The sequence below is a fragment of the Pseudomonas kielensis genome (assembly GCF_030505375.1).
Lineage (GTDB): Bacteria > Pseudomonadota > Gammaproteobacteria > Pseudomonadales > Pseudomonadaceae > Aquipseudomonas > Aquipseudomonas kielensis.
On the sequence record NZ_CP130043.1, the window covers coordinates 793,619 to 806,576 of the forward strand.

The window sequence follows — 12,958 nt, forward strand, 5'->3', positions numbered from 1 at the left end:
ACACTAAAAACGCAATTCCTGCGTGCCTTCGCGGTCTGGACTTCAGGTCCATCCCTAAGAAGGTACACGGCAATGAAACTCGCGAAGGTGTCACAGAAACTGGCGTTGTCGGCTGATAGCCCGCGGACGCTCCTGCTGGCCATTGTGCTGATTGTTGCCTGGGCACTGACCGGGCCATTGTTTGATTTCAACGATACCTGGCAGTTGATCGTCAACACCTCGACCACCATCCTCACCTTCCTGATCCAGAACACGCAGAACCGTTGCTGCGGGTGACCCAGGATGCGCAAAACGCCATGCTCGGCCTCGAAGCGCTCGACCTCAAGCAGCTCGAAGCCCTGAGAAAGCAGTACCGCAGCCTGGGTGAAGGTGAGTCGGTTGCGCTGGAGGGGACGCCTGCTGCCGGCGGGCAGCAGGACTTGAATCAATGCTGAAACCGGTCAACGGCTGGCTTGCAGGGCCCTGGCCATTTGCAGGTGTTGCTCGAGCTTGGGCAGGGTCTCTTCGGCGAATGCCTTGAGCTCGGGCACATCGGTGGTCCGGGCCTCCTGCTGCAGTTGCTCGATGGCCTGCTCGGTGGTTTTTACCTGGCTGGCGGCATAGGCCGAGTCGAAGGACTCGCCGTCCGCCACGGCGGGGATCAGGGTCTTGGCCTTGTTCATCACCTCTTCCCGAGGGGCGACAGGCAGGTCGAGTTTCTTGGCGATTTTCGCCAGATGCTGGTTGGCCGTGGTGCGGTCGTTGATCACCACGATGGTGTAGTCCTTGACCGCCTTGGACTCGGTCTTCTGGTGCGCCAGGCGGCTGGCTTCGATGTCCGCCATGCCTTTGGCCGAGGCGTCGTTGATGAAGTCGGCCGGTGACTGGGCAAAAGCGTTGCTGGCGCCAAGGCTCAGCAACACGGCAAAGCTGATGGTCGATAATCGGCTGGCCACAGGTTTCATGGTCGCGCCCTCCTTGAACAGACAAATGAATGCAGCGGTACATCCCGCCTGTCATTTGAAGGCCAAAGCGCACAAAGGTTTAAAAAACCTGCCCAAGCCTCGACGAGTGGTGCCCCGGCTCACACCCGGTCCAGGCGTCCACTCAGGCGCTTGGCGGCATACATGGCCTCGTCGGCGTGCTTGAACAGCTGCTTTTCCTCAAGGCCGTGCTCAGGGTACAAGGCCACGCCAATGCTCGGCAGAATGTTCAGGTTGTGGCTGTCCAGTCGGATGGGCTGGCCCAGCACCTGGCGGATCTTCAATGCCACGCGCGCCGCGTCTTCAGCAGCCTGGACACTGTCGAGCAACACCACAAACTCATCGCCCCCAATGCGCGCGACGGTGTCACTCTCGCGCACGCAGCCCTGTAGCCGATTGGCCACGGCTTGCAGCAGCATGTCGCCGATGCCGTGGCCATAGGTGTCGTTGACCTGCTTGAAATGGTCCAGGTCCACGTACAGCAGGGCCATGCGCCCGTTGTCCCGACGGGCCTTGAGCAAGGCGGCGCTCAGGCGCTCACGGAGCAGTTCGCGATTGGGCAGGCGGGTCAGGTAGTCATGCTGCGCCATGTACTGCAGGCGACTGTGCAATTGCCGGCGCTCGATCGCTGCCGCCACCTGGGCGCAGACGTACTGCAGCAGCTCTTTGTCGCGCTCGGTGTAGCGCTCGCCGCCGGGCATGCTCTTGACGATCAGCGCGCCGATGGTCCCCCGTTGTGAATTGAGCGGCACCCCCAGCCAGCAGGGGCAATCCTCTGCGTCGATCAGCCCGACAACCCCCGGCAAGGCAAACGGCTGGTCGGGGGTCAGCAGCACTGGCTGCCCGCTGCGGACCACTTCGGCGCACAGCCGGCCGGTCACGCTGAACTCGGGATCACGCTCATGATCGTCGACGTGGTAAGGAAAGTTCAGTTGCTCGCAGTGCTCATCGTACAGCGCCACCGAGAAATTCAGCGCCGGCAGCCATTCGCCGATCAGTTGGTGAATGCGCTTGAACAAGGCCAGCAGATCCTCGGCGGCATGGGCCGCTTCGCTAATCGCATAGAGCGCAGCCTGGCGCGATTCGGCCTGCTTGCGTTCGGTGATGTCGCGGGCCACGGCGATGCGCAACTGGTCGACCTCGGACCAGCGCGCCGACCAGAGGATATGCACCACCTGGCCGTCCTTGCGCAGGTAGCGATTCTCGAAGTTCGGGTTGGGCTTGCCACGCATGATTTCCCGGGCGGCGTCCAGGGTCCGCTCGCGGTCGGCCGGGTGCACCATGTCGATCATCGGCTGGCCAATCAGCTCATCCGGGGTGTAGCCGAACACTTGCTCGCAGGACGCGCTGACAAACACAAAGCGCCCCTGACCGTCGACGGCACAGACGACGTCGAGCAACAGATCGATGTAGCTGGCCAATGGCGCGGAGTTTGCGGTGCTCATCGTGGATGGATACTGCCCAATAGTGCAACTGTGAGTAGCCATACATGGACGTGGCCTGCGCGCTACACCGCGCGAGCCTCAAGTCGCTGCTGCAACCCTGCAAGCAACCTCAACTCTTGTTGGCCAGCAACCCCGGCACCGCGTGCAGCAAGGCGTTGATGGCGAAACCGATGAACATTACCCCGCAAATCCGGGTAATAGCCAGCTCATGGCGCTGATACAACGTGCGCACCCGACGAGCGCCCACAATGCCAATTAGAATAGCGTATGCCAAAACGCCACCAAGGAAACTCAGAAAAATTAACCAGGGCAGCATCGACCACTGCAACAGCTCGGCGCGGCTGGACAACAGGGCGGTAAAGGTCGCCACCGCCACCGGATAAGCCTTGGGGTTGGTCAGGCCAAACATGATCCCGTGCCAGAATGGTTGCCGCGCCGCGCCCTGGGGCGCATCGCCACTGCTGCGACGGCTACGGATCGCCCGCATGCCCAGCCAGAACAGATACAGGCCGCTGAGTACGCCGAGCACGTCAAAGGCACTGCTGCCGATTTCCCGTGCGCCGACAATGGCAATCAACGCAGTGCTGCACCAGACCACATCCCCCAGCAGGTGCCCACACAGAAAGCCCGCCCCGGCCCGCCGCCCGCGAGCCGCACCAATGCCAAACACCGCGAGCACACCAGGGCCCGGGGTGATGCCGTAGATAAAGCCGGAGGCAAGGACGGCCAGCAATAAAGATGAAGTCATGCGGTAAAGCTCCCTGTCGAGCTGCCAGGCCCAGTCGTCGAATGGCAGTGGGCTTTTGTATCACAAGGTTTTGCCATGGCTGTAGCCATAAATTTGCACAGCGGCATGACCGTGGGTCATGCCGGCCGTTGGCCCGATTTACAGGCCCTGCAGCTCTTTGGGCACCACATACTGGCGCCCGTCATAACGCAATGTCGTCGACACCGTATTGCCAATGACTTCCTTGGACTGGCAATCCTCTTTGCCCACGCTGTTCTGCGTGTCGGTGGTCACCGATCTGACGATCAGGTCAGCGAAGCCATGGCTGCTGGTCTTGGCCAGGTCCAGGGTGCGTTTGGTGTGGCTGAATTCGCCGGTGCAGTTGGTATCCCATTCGCCATTGCTGGATTCGATCACCAATTGCTCGAGGACCGGACGCAGGGTGTTGCCTTCGCGCACGTACAGCGACAGCACCGCCTGTTCGAACGGATTGGCGCGCGATGAACCTGTGAAGCCGGCACGCACACCGAATGCGCGCAGGTCGGAGGTGAGTTTGTAGCGGGCGGTGTCGATGCTCAGGCCATCGAAGCGCACCGCGTCGGAGCTGTACACCGAGGCCTGGGCATAACGGGCCAGGGGCTTGCCGTCGATGTTGGAAACCACCGCCAACTTCAGGTCGTACATGCCGGTGCCGTCGGGGGCATCGCTCAAGGTCGGGTCCGGCTCGATCTGCGACAGCGCGGTAATGCTCTGGCCATCGTAGGCCGGCCAGTCCTTGCACACCGAGTAACCCGGCACGCCCTCGGGCAGCGGCGGCTGCGCGCACGCGCCATAGGCTTGGGTCGCGCCCAGCGCGCCACTCATTGCCACACATCCCAACCAGCGGTATTTCAAGGTCATTCCGTGTTCCTTGTGTCCATCGAAGTGAAAAACTCAGCCGTGCACTATCACCTGAGCGATCTGCCGATTCAACCAGTTCAATGCCTGGTCACCACCGCGACGCACATGCCAGGCCAGGACGAAGCTGAACGAGGGGATCGGAAATGGCGGTGGCACCACGCTTAACTGCGGTTGATCGACACCCTGCAAGCCCCGGGCAGCCACGGTGAGAATCAGGTCGGTACCGGCGATCAACTGCGGGGCCACGCTCCAGTGCGGCAGGCTGACCGCCACGTGGCGACGCTGACCAATGGCGGTCAGCGCCCGCTCGATCTCCGGGGTACCGCTGCCACGCATCTCCAGCAACACGTGGGGCCGGGCCAGGTAAGTCGGCAAATCCAGTACGCCACTGGCCGGCAGGCGCCGGGCGTCCACCAGGCACACGAACTGCTCTTCGAACAGCGGCGTGCAGCGCAGCTCGTGGGGCAGCTCGGGAAAGACCCCGGCTGCCAGGTCGATGTCGCCATTGAGCACGCCATCCAGCATGCCTTCGCGGCTCGCGTGGCTGATCTGCAGGTCGATCCCCGGCGCCTCCTGGCGCAAACGCGCGATCAAGCCGGGCAGGACAATGGCCGCGCCGTAGTCGGACATCGCCAGGCGGAACCGGCGCTTGGCCGAGGCAGGGTCGAAGGTGTTGGGCGCCAGCAAGGCCTGGACGCTGGCCAGTGCCTCACGCAGCGGCGCCATCAGCTCCAGGGCACGTGGGGTGGCGACCAGGCCGGCCCCGGCGCGCACCAGCAGCGGATCGCCGAGCATCTCGCGCAGGCGCGCCAGGGCATGGCTGACGGCCGGTTGGCTGAGGTGCAGACGCTCCGCCGCACGGGTCACGTGTTGCTCGCTGAGCAAGGCGTCGAGAATCACCAGCAGGTTCAAGTCGATACGGCGCAGATCATTCATCTGATGCATGTTCTGGATGATTAAACGGAATTTCAATCTGCGCGACGAATGACCTAGAGTCCAGTAAAACCTCCAGGAGACATACGTATGAGTACCTTGCAGTGGGCCGGCCTGTCGGTGCTGGCCGTGATCGCCGGCGCCGTGGTGCCCTTTCAGAGCGCAATCAACGCCAACCTCAGCCGCGGCCTCGGTCACCCATTGTGGGCCACCCTCGCCTCGTTGCTGGTGAGCGTACTGGTTTTGCTGCCGGTGATTATCAGCCTGCGCTTGCCGCTGCCGTCGCTGGGATTTATCAGCAAGGCACCGCTGTGGATGTGGGCCGGGGGCGCGTTTGGCGTGTGTTTTATTGCCCTGGCCTTGATGCTGCTGCCCAAACTCGGGGCCTCAGGCTTTATCGCCCTGGCCCTGGCCGGGCAAGTAGTGGCATCGCTGGTGCTAGACCACTTCGGGCTGTTCGGGCTGGTGGAGCGGCACCTGACGTTGCCGCGCCTGCTGGGTGCCGTGCTGCTGATAGCCGGGGTGGCGCTGATTCAGTTCAGCGCCACCCCGGGCCGCTCCCTGGTGACTTCCGGCTGAGGGCGCGCGGGATCAGAACGCGTTACGAAAGATCTCCTCGATCTGCCGCTGGTCCGCCGCCCGCGGGTTGGTCAGGCCACACGCATCCTTGAGGGCGTTGGCGGCGAGGATCGGGATGTCTTGCAGCTTGGCCCCCAGGTCACGCAAACCGGCGGGGATTTCCACGTCCCCGGCCAATGTGCGGATCGCCGCGATCGCGGCCTCGGCCCCTTCCTCCGGGCTGCACCCCTGGATGTCCACGCCCATCGCCTGCGCCACCACCGCCAGGCGTTCGGCACAGACCTTGGCGTTGAAGCTTTGCACATGGGGCAGCAGCACCGCATTGCACACGCCGTGGGGCAAGTCGTAGAAACCACCCAACTGGTGCGCCATGGCATGCACAAACCCCAGGGACGCGTTGTTGAACGCCATGCCCGCCAGGAACTGCGCATAGGCCATGTTCTCCCGCGCCGGCAGGTCATTGCCGTCACGCACCGCCACGCGCAGGTTAAGACTGATCAGCTCGATGGCTTTCAAGGCGCAGGCGTCGGTGATCGGGTTAGCGGCGGTGGAGACGTAGGCCTCGATGGCATGGGTCAGGGCGTCCATGCCGGTGGCGGCGGTCAGCGACTTGGGCATGGCCACCATCAAGGCCGGATCGTTGACCGACAACAGCGGCGTGACGTTACGGTCGACAATGGCCATTTTCACGTGACGCGCTTCGTCGGTGATGATGCAGAAGCGGGTCATCTCACTGGCAGTACCGGCCGTGGTATTGATCGCGATCAGCGGCAGTTGTGGCTTGGGCGACTGGTCGACGCCTTCGTAGTCGCCAATCTGCCCGCCATTGGTGGCGCACAGGGCAATGCCCTTGGCGCAGTCATGGGGCGAACCACCGCCCAGGGACACCACGAAGTCACACCCGCTACCCTGCAACAAGGCCAGGCCGGCCTGCACGTTGGCGATGCTGGGGTTGGGCTTGGCCCCGTCGAAAATCACCGAGTCGATGTCCTGCAGCGCCAGCTTCTGCGCGATCATCGACGCCACGCCGGCCTTGGCCAACCCGCTGTCCGTGACGATCAACGCCTTGGCAAATCCGTATTTGCCGATAGCGTCCATGGCCTCGTCGAGACAGCCGATGCCCATGATGTTGACGGCGGGAATGAAGAATGTGCTGGTCATTGCGAGTCCTCTGCAATTGGGTCGGACCGCCCCTTGGCGTCGGCGGATCCCACAAGGATCGACCCATCGCGCCGCGTGCATCTTGATCTGGCTCAACAGCCGGTCGTGATAAAGTCTGCGCCCTGTACCCCACCTGCTTGAGATGACTGACGCAATGAGCGATTTCCAGGATGTTGATGCCCACTTAGAAGACTGGAACGCGTTGCGCGCAACCACCCCGTTTGGCGCCCTGCTGGTGGGTAACGGCGCCAGCCGTGCGGTGTGGGATGACTTCGGCTACGACTCGCTGTTCGAAAATGCCCGCAGCGTCGAAGAAAAACCCCTGAGCCAGTCTGAGCTGAGTGTGTTCGACGCCCTGCACACCCGCAGTTTCGAGCAGGTGCTCAGCGCCCTGAAAACCACCAGCCGGGTCAACAAGGCCCTGGCGGTGAGCTCGGCAGCACCGCGCAATCGCTACTACGCAATCAAGGAGGCGTTGATCAACACCGTACACGCGGTGCACATCCCCTGGCGCCTGGTGCAAGCCACGAGCCTGGCGAACATCAGCCAGGAGCTGGGCCGTTATCGGACGGTCTTCACCAGTAACTACGACCTGCTCAACTACTGGGCGATCCAGCACCAGGGCGCGGCCATCGACGACCTGTTCCAGGGCAGCGATCCGCGCTTCGAGCTGAGCGCCAGTACCACCGAAAAAACCCGCCTGTTGTACCTGCACGGTGGCCTGCACTTGGTGCGCAACCAGGATGGCACCGCGCGCAAACTGACCTCCACCGAAGGCACGCTGCTGGGCAGTTTTGCCATCAACAACACGCTCAAGACCCTGGATGACGTGCCGTTGTTCGTCAACGAAGGCAGCAGCGAGGACAAGCTCAAGACCATCCGCAGCTCGGACTACCTGTCGTTCTGCTACGACCAGTTACTGCAGCAGCACGACGCCCTGTGCATCTTCGGCCACAGCCTCGGCAAGCAGGATGTACACCTGGTCCACGCCTTGCGCCAGGCCAAGCCAAAGACCCTGGCGATCTCGATCTATCCGCGCAGTGCGGCGTTCATCCAGAGCCAGAAGCGCCACTACGCAAAGCTGTTTGCAGACACCGGGGTGGCACTGCGCTTTTTTGATTCCAAGACCCATGCCTTGGGCAGTCCGAGCCTGTCGGTGCCGGTCGAGGTCTAGGTTTGGGCTGAAAGCATCGCGATGCTGGCTCGCTCCCACAGGGGCGGTTTCGGTAGACCTTGCTCGCGATGCTCTGGCGCCGACTCATTCCTCGCTGCTGTGCACCACCACCAGCAACTGCGCCTGCACCTCGCCCACCGAGCGCAGGCGGTGGGGTTTCTGGGCGTTGAAGTGCAGCGCATCCCCGCGATCGAGGATCACCCGCTCGTTCATGAAATCGACCTCGACCTGGCCTTCGTGGACGAACAGGAACTCCTCCCCCAGGTGTTCCTTGAAGGTCTTGTCGCTGAACTCCCTGGGCGGGTAAATGATGAACGGCAGCAGGCTGCGCTCACTGACCTGATGGGCCAGCACCGCGTAGCCGGGGGCCTGGTCGTTGGCGGCCAGTGACTGGCGCTCATGGGCGCGCACCAGGCTGTAGCTGTCCAGGCTGATCGCGTCCTCGGCAAACAGCTCCTCGACCTTGACGTTCAGCGCCTTGGCCAGTTTCAGCGCCGCCGCGATCGACGGGGTGTTCAGGCCGCGTTCGACTTTCGACAGATAGCTCTTGGTCATGCCGGATTTCTCGGCCAGGGCCTCAAGCGTCACGCCAAGTTTTTTTCTCAGTAATTTCAAACGGATAGACATGTGCAGCGGTTAACCCATCAAGGAGGCAACGATTAGCCCTTGCTAATGACACAAAGTGTCATATAGGCTCTTAAGTGTCATGTGATTTCCCCCAACGACCTTGCGAGCAGCGGGAGAACCACATCCGACGTCCATTGAGCTTTACAGGGACACCGATATGGCCAAGACATTAGCACTACCCAAAGACCAACTCATCAAGCAGGCGCTGACGCAGATGCAAAGCAGCCTGACGGATAATACGTGGACTGACCGGCAAAAGCTGGCGTTGACCTGCCGCATCCTGTTCGAGAACGGCCACGACTCAGGCCTGGCCGGGCAAATTACCGCCCGCGGCCCGCAGCCCGGCACCTATTACACCCAGCAACTGGGCCTGGGCTTCGACGAAATCAGCGCGAGCAATCTGCTGCTGGTCAACGAAGACCTGGAAGTCCTGGAAGGCCACGGCATGGCCAATCCGGCCAACCGCTTCCACAGTTGGGTATACCGTGCCCGGCCAGACGTGAACTGCATCATCCACACCCATCCGACTCACGTCGCGGCGCTGTCGATGCTCGAGGTGCCGCTGGAAATTTCCCACATGGACCTTTGCCCGCTGTACGAAGACTGCGCGTTTCTCGAAGCCTGGCCGGGGGTACCGGTGGGTAACGAAGAAGGCGAGATCATCGCCGGGGCCCTGGGCGACAAGCGCGCCATCCTGCTGTCCCACCACGGCCAGCTGTCGACCGGGCGGAGCATCGAGGAAGCCTGCGTGATCGCCCAACTGATCGAACGCGCTGCCAAGCTGCAGCTGCTGGCGATGGCTGCCGGTACCCTCAAGCCGATTCTGCCGGCGCTCGGCCGCGAGGCCCATGACTGGATCTCCAAGCCCAAGCGCCACGGCGCTGCATTCAACTACTACGCTCGGCAGATCCTGCGCCAACACGCCGATTGCCTGAACTGAAGCGACTTTTTGCCTAATTGGAGAGACCGCATGTCCAGCCCGAACATTCACGGCATCATCGGCTACACCATTACTCCCTTCACCGCCAACGGCGAAGCCGTCGACCTGCCTGCCCTGGGGCGCTCCATCGACCGCCTGATCGATGGCGGTGTCCACGCGATCGCCCCGCTCGGCAGCACCGGAGAAGGTGCTTACCTGAGCGACGCAGAATGGGATCAGGTCAGTGAGTTCAGCATCCAGCATGTGGCCAAGCGCGTGCCGACCGTGGTCAGCGTCTCCGACCTGACCACCGCCAAGGCCGTGCGCCGCGCGCGTTTTGCCGAGGCCCATGGCGCCGACGTGGTGATGGTGCTGCCGGCGTCGTACTGGAAACTCAGCGAAGCGGAAATCCTCGCCCACTACCGCGCCATTGGCGACAGCATCGGCGTGCCGATCATGCTCTACAACAACCCGGCCACCAGCGGCACCGACATGTCCGTGGAGTTGATCCTGCGGATCTTCCATGCCGTGGACAACGTGACCATGGTCAAGGAGAGCACCGGCGACATTCAGCGCATGCACAAGCTGCACGTGCTGGGTGAAGGCCAGGTGCCGTTCTACAACGGCTGCAATCCACTGGCGCTGGAGGCGTTTGCCGCCGGGGCCAAAGGCTGGTGCACGGCGGCGCCGAACTTGATCGCGCAACTCAACGGCGCGCTGTATCAGGCGGTGCTGGCCAATGACCTGGACCAGGCACGGCAACTGTTCTATCGCCAGTTACCGCTACTGGACTTCATCCTCAAGGGCGGACTGCCGGCGACCATCAAGGCCGGTCTGCGCATGACCGGCCTGGAAGTGGGCGACCCACGCCTGCCAGTTTTCCCCTTGGCTGAGGCGGGATGCAGTCAGTTGCAGGGGTTGATCGATAGGCTGCGCTGACAGGGTCAACAATCGGCTGTGTGGGTCAATGTGCAGGAGCAGGCTTGAGCGCGTGCTGCGTTCGGCCTGGCAGGACGCGTTTTCGTTGACGTCCATCGCGAGCAAGCTTGCTCCTACAGTCGGTTTCACAGCACTGGCAGGGTCTTGTCCTTGATGACCGTGGTCGGGCCATTGGTCTTGACGCTGCTGATGCCCTTGTCCCGCGCCGCCTCGGAGGAATAGGCCTCGCTGCTGCCGATGATCTGATGGTTGGCAGCCTTGAGGTTGAAGTAAGGATGCCCGTCCTTGGTGGACTTTTTCTCGTAGCGCTCATCCAGCGGGCTATTGCTCTGGACCGAGGCAATGCCACCCTCGGCGGCCGCCCGAGTGGTGTAGAGCTCGCTGCTGAGAATGGTTTCGGCGTTGGCCGCTTTCAGCACAAAGCGGAACTGGCCACTGCTGCTTTTACTCAACTCGTACCATCCGGACATGCTCGTACTCCTTGGCGATTAAACGATTACGCGCTTCAGAGTAAAGACCACGCCGCCCTACTTCACCACTGCGCGCACCACCGATAACTCCGGCGAACCGCTGCGCCGCTGGCTCAGGTAACGGGTGCAACTGACCCGCAGGAACGAGGCGAAGTTGACCACCTCGCCGCGGTAATCCATCACCTCTTCATAGAGCTTGGCGATCAACTGGTTGGTGGTCATGCCGTCGACCTCGGCGATTTCGCTGAGGATGTCCCAGAACTGGTTCTCCAGGCGAAGGGTCGTGACCACCCCACAGATGCGCAGCGAGCGCGAGCGTGATTCGTACAAAATCGGGTCGGCTTTGACGTACAGCTCGCACATGGGCAGGTCTCCGCTTACAAGGTGATGGTCGTGCCCAGCAGGCCGAGAAAACCGGCCAGCCAGCTTGGATGGGCTGGCCAGGCAGGCGCCGTGGCCAGATTGCCCTGAACGTGCCCCTGCGTCACGGGGATATCGATAAACGTGCCACCGGCCAGCCGCACTTCCGGGGCGCAGGCCGGGTAGGCACTGCATTCACGCCCTTCCAGGATGCCCGCCGCCGCCAGCAACTGCGCACCATGACAGACCGCGGCAATCGGCTTGCCGGCCTGGTCGAAGGCACGTACCAGCTGCAGGACTTTTTCATTCAGGCGCAGGTACTCCGGCGCACGCCCACCCGGTACCAGCAGAGCATCGTAATCGGCGGCTTCGACCTGGGCGAAGTCGAAGTTCAGGGCAAACAGGTGCCCGGGTTTTTCGCTGTAGGTCTGGTCGCCTTCGAAGTCATGAATCGCCGTGCGCACGGTCTGCCCGGCAGTCTTGTCGGGGCAGACCGCATGCACCGTGTGGCCGACCATCAGCAAGGCCTGGAACGGCACCATCACTTCGTAGTCTTCGACGTAATCGCCAACCAGCATCAGAATCTTTTTCGCAGCCATGGGGAGGACTCCTCTGGGTACAACGGGGGCAGAAAGGAGTATTCAAGGTAGTCCTATTCCCAGGCCCTGGGTAACAACCCGCTACTACGGTGCGTGCAACTGTACGGATAAGTCCGTGCGTATCTGTTACAGCGCGATCGGCCGGCTTTGTGGCTAGATGAAGACACTTCCCGCCACCTTCGACCCTGGTTGCCGTTATGTCCTCGCGCGAAAACACCGGCATGGCCCTGGGCCTGCTGGGCGTCATCATCTTCAGCCTGACCCTGCCCTTCACCCGGATCGTGGTGCAAGAGCTGCACCCGTTGCTCAACGGCCTGGGACGGGCCCTGTTCGCCGCCATCCCGGCCGCGGCGCTGCTGCTCTGGCGCCGAGAGCGCTGGCCAACCTGGAAGCAGGTCAAGGGCCTGAGCCTGGTGATTGCCGGGGTGATTCTCGGTTTTCCGGTGCTCTCGGCCTGGGCCATGCAAACCTTGCCGGCGTCCCATGGGGCGCTGGTCAACGGCTTGCAGCCCCTGTGCGTGGCGCTGTACGCGGCGTGGTTGTCCCACGAGCGCCCCTCCAAAGCGTTCTGGGCCTGCGCCGCCCTGGGCAGTGCGCTGGTCTTGGGCTACGCGCTGATCAGCGGCGCAGGCAGTATTCAGGCGGGCGACTTACTGATGCTCGGGGCCATTGCCGTCGGCGGCTTGGGGTACGCCGAGGGCGGCCGGCTGGCCAAGGAGATGGGCGGCTGGCAAGTGATCTGCTGGGCCCTGGTGCTGTCGACGCCGCTGCTGATCGGTCCGGTGCTGTACCTGGCCCTGCAGCATCAAGGTGCGGTCAGCGCCAGGACCTGGTGGGCCTTTGGCTACGTCTCGCTGTTCTCGCAGTTCCTGGGCTTTTTTGCCTGGTACGCCGGGCTGGCCATGGGCGGGATTGCCCGGGTCAGTCAGATCCAGTTGCTGCAGATCTTCTTCACCATCGCGTTTTCAGCGCTGTTCTTCGGTGAGCACATCGAGCCCATTACCTGGCTGTTTGCCGCCGGGGTCATCATCACGGTGATGCTGGGCCGCAAGACCGCGATCAAACCGAGTGTAGGAGCGAGCTTGCTGGCGAAGGGGCCGTAACAACCGACATCAACACTGAATGTCAGCCCGCCATGGCGACTCTCTCCCACAGAATCACGG

15 protein-coding genes and 1 pseudogene are annotated in these 12,958 nt (G+C 62.6%); 6 read left to right on the plus strand and 10 right to left on the minus strand.

Translation table 11 applies throughout. The features are described 5' to 3' along the window. The first annotated feature begins 72 nt into the window (after window positions 1-72). Window positions 73-434 (plus strand): annotated as a pseudogene (locus Q1W70_RS04020) (low affinity iron permease family protein). Between the two features lie 6 nt (window positions 435-440). On the opposite strand, the gene Q1W70_RS04025 reads toward Q1W70_RS04020, so the two are convergent. From Q1W70_RS04025 to Q1W70_RS04045, 5 genes are all read right to left on the minus strand, one after another. After that, window positions 441-944, minus strand: a complete 504-nt coding sequence (locus tag Q1W70_RS04025; RefSeq protein ID WP_182343757.1) for a DUF4142 domain-containing protein — start codon at window positions 942-944, stop codon at window positions 441-443. 119 nt (window positions 945-1,063) lie between these two features. Next, complete coding sequence (locus tag Q1W70_RS04030) at window positions 1,064-2,407, minus strand: sensor domain-containing protein (RefSeq protein WP_166592860.1); 1,344 nt, start codon at window positions 2,405-2,407, stop codon at window positions 1,064-1,066. A gap of 109 nt (window positions 2,408-2,516) precedes the next feature. Then, window positions 2,517-3,155, minus strand: coding sequence for a LysE family translocator (locus Q1W70_RS04035; protein WP_095167092.1), 639 nt, complete (start codon window positions 3,153-3,155; stop codon window positions 2,517-2,519). A 138-nt stretch (window positions 3,156-3,293) separates the two neighbouring features. Then, window positions 3,294-4,034, minus strand: a complete 741-nt coding sequence (locus tag Q1W70_RS04040; protein WP_166592861.1) for a PA3715 family protein — start codon at window positions 4,032-4,034, stop codon at window positions 3,294-3,296. A 33-nt stretch (window positions 4,035-4,067) separates the two neighbouring features. Beyond that, the gene (locus Q1W70_RS04045) at window positions 4,068-4,979 is read right to left on the minus strand and encodes a LysR family transcriptional regulator (RefSeq protein WP_166592862.1); all 912 of its coding nucleotides are present in this window, start codon (window positions 4,977-4,979) and stop codon (window positions 4,068-4,070) included. A gap of 78 nt (window positions 4,980-5,057) precedes the next feature. Between Q1W70_RS04045 and Q1W70_RS04050 the strand changes: the two genes are divergently transcribed. After that, window positions 5,058-5,546: a DMT family transporter gene (locus Q1W70_RS04050; protein WP_265537283.1), complete on the plus strand. Its 489-nt coding sequence runs from the start codon at window positions 5,058-5,060 to the stop codon at window positions 5,544-5,546. A 12-nt stretch (window positions 5,547-5,558) separates the two neighbouring features. On the opposite strand, the gene yiaY is transcribed toward Q1W70_RS04050, so the two are convergent. Further along, window positions 5,559-6,707, minus strand: a complete 1,149-nt coding sequence (gene yiaY, locus Q1W70_RS04055) for an L-threonine dehydrogenase (protein WP_185819025.1) — start codon at window positions 6,705-6,707, stop codon at window positions 5,559-5,561. A 154-nt stretch (window positions 6,708-6,861) separates the two neighbouring features. Between yiaY and Q1W70_RS04060 the strand changes: the two genes are divergently transcribed. Next, the gene (locus Q1W70_RS04060) at window positions 6,862-7,881 is read left to right on the plus strand and encodes a DUF4917 family protein (RefSeq protein WP_302098644.1); all 1,020 of its coding nucleotides are present in this window, start codon (window positions 6,862-6,864) and stop codon (window positions 7,879-7,881) included. Window positions 7,882-7,965: 84 nt separating this feature from the next. Here Q1W70_RS04060 and Q1W70_RS04065 read toward each other — a convergent pair whose 3' ends face one another. Continuing rightward, entirely contained in the window at window positions 7,966-8,508 is a 543-nt protein-coding gene (locus Q1W70_RS04065; protein ID WP_095167081.1) for a helix-turn-helix domain-containing protein, read from the minus strand. 157 nt (window positions 8,509-8,665) lie between these two features. Here Q1W70_RS04065 and Q1W70_RS04070 point away from each other — a divergent pair, with 157 nt between their 5' ends. Next, window positions 8,666-9,448, plus strand: a complete 783-nt coding sequence (locus Q1W70_RS04070) for an aldolase (RefSeq protein ID WP_166592866.1) — start codon at window positions 8,666-8,668, stop codon at window positions 9,446-9,448. 30 nt (window positions 9,449-9,478) lie between these two features. Then, on the plus strand, window positions 9,479-10,366 hold the full coding sequence (locus tag Q1W70_RS04075) for a dihydrodipicolinate synthase family protein (RefSeq protein WP_182343749.1): 888 nt from the start codon (window positions 9,479-9,481) through the stop codon (window positions 10,364-10,366). 125 nt (window positions 10,367-10,491) lie between these two features. Here Q1W70_RS04075 and Q1W70_RS04080 read toward each other — a convergent pair whose 3' ends face one another. Genes Q1W70_RS04080 through Q1W70_RS04090 form a run of 3 tightly spaced genes read right to left on the minus strand, consistent with a single transcriptional unit; the run spans window position 10,492 to window position 11,795 of the window. Next, complete coding sequence (locus tag Q1W70_RS04080) at window positions 10,492-10,836, minus strand: YegP family protein (protein WP_166592868.1); 345 nt, start codon at window positions 10,834-10,836, stop codon at window positions 10,492-10,494. A 57-nt stretch (window positions 10,837-10,893) separates the two neighbouring features. Beyond that, entirely contained in the window at window positions 10,894-11,199 is a 306-nt protein-coding gene (locus tag Q1W70_RS04085) for a ribbon-helix-helix domain-containing protein (RefSeq protein ID WP_095167073.1), read from the minus strand. A gap of 14 nt (window positions 11,200-11,213) precedes the next feature. Beyond that, window positions 11,214-11,795 (minus strand): DJ-1/PfpI family protein, encoded by a 582-nt coding sequence (locus tag Q1W70_RS04090; RefSeq protein WP_166592869.1) that lies wholly within the window; start codon window positions 11,793-11,795, stop codon window positions 11,214-11,216. 197 nt (window positions 11,796-11,992) lie between these two features. Between Q1W70_RS04090 and Q1W70_RS04095 the strand changes: the two genes are divergently transcribed. Continuing rightward, complete coding sequence (locus Q1W70_RS04095; protein WP_166592870.1) at window positions 11,993-12,898, plus strand: DMT family transporter; 906 nt, start codon at window positions 11,993-11,995, stop codon at window positions 12,896-12,898. Window positions 12,899-12,958 lie beyond the last annotated feature (60 nt).

Bases quoted from the DNA above. Each gene is read 5' to 3' on its own strand.
- Q1W70_RS04025 (WP_182343757.1), bottom strand. From the start codon at position 944: ATGAAACCTGTGGCCAGCCGATTATCGACCATCAGCTTTGCCGTGTTG.
- Q1W70_RS04030 (WP_166592860.1), bottom strand. From the start codon at position 2,407: ATGAGCACCGCAAACTCCGCGCCATTGGCCAGCTACATCGATCTGTTG.
- Q1W70_RS04035 (WP_095167092.1), bottom strand. From the start codon at position 3,155: ATGACTTCATCTTTATTGCTGGCCGTCCTTGCCTCCGGCTTTATCTAC.
- Q1W70_RS04040 (WP_166592861.1), bottom strand. From the start codon at position 4,034: ATGACCTTGAAATACCGCTGGTTGGGATGTGTGGCAATGAGTGGCGCG.
- Q1W70_RS04045 (WP_166592862.1), bottom strand. From the start codon at position 4,979: ATGCATCAGATGAATGATCTGCGCCGTATCGACTTGAACCTGCTGGTG.
- Q1W70_RS04050 (WP_265537283.1), top strand. From the start codon at position 5,058: ATGAGTACCTTGCAGTGGGCCGGCCTGTCGGTGCTGGCCGTGATCGCC.
- yiaY (WP_185819025.1), bottom strand. From the start codon at position 6,707: ATGACCAGCACATTCTTCATTCCCGCCGTCAACATCATGGGCATCGGC.
- Q1W70_RS04060 (WP_302098644.1), top strand. From the start codon at position 6,862: ATGAGCGATTTCCAGGATGTTGATGCCCACTTAGAAGACTGGAACGCG.
- Q1W70_RS04065 (WP_095167081.1), bottom strand. From the start codon at position 8,508: ATGTCTATCCGTTTGAAATTACTGAGAAAAAAACTTGGCGTGACGCTT.
- Q1W70_RS04070 (WP_166592866.1), top strand. From the start codon at position 8,666: ATGGCCAAGACATTAGCACTACCCAAAGACCAACTCATCAAGCAGGCG.
- Q1W70_RS04075 (WP_182343749.1), top strand. From the start codon at position 9,479: ATGTCCAGCCCGAACATTCACGGCATCATCGGCTACACCATTACTCCC.
- Q1W70_RS04080 (WP_166592868.1), bottom strand. From the start codon at position 10,836: ATGTCCGGATGGTACGAGTTGAGTAAAAGCAGCAGTGGCCAGTTCCGC.
- Q1W70_RS04085 (WP_095167073.1), bottom strand. From the start codon at position 11,199: ATGTGCGAGCTGTACGTCAAAGCCGACCCGATTTTGTACGAATCACGC.
- Q1W70_RS04090 (WP_166592869.1), bottom strand. From the start codon at position 11,795: ATGGCTGCGAAAAAGATTCTGATGCTGGTTGGCGATTACGTCGAAGAC.
- Q1W70_RS04095 (WP_166592870.1), top strand. From the start codon at position 11,993: ATGTCCTCGCGCGAAAACACCGGCATGGCCCTGGGCCTGCTGGGCGTC.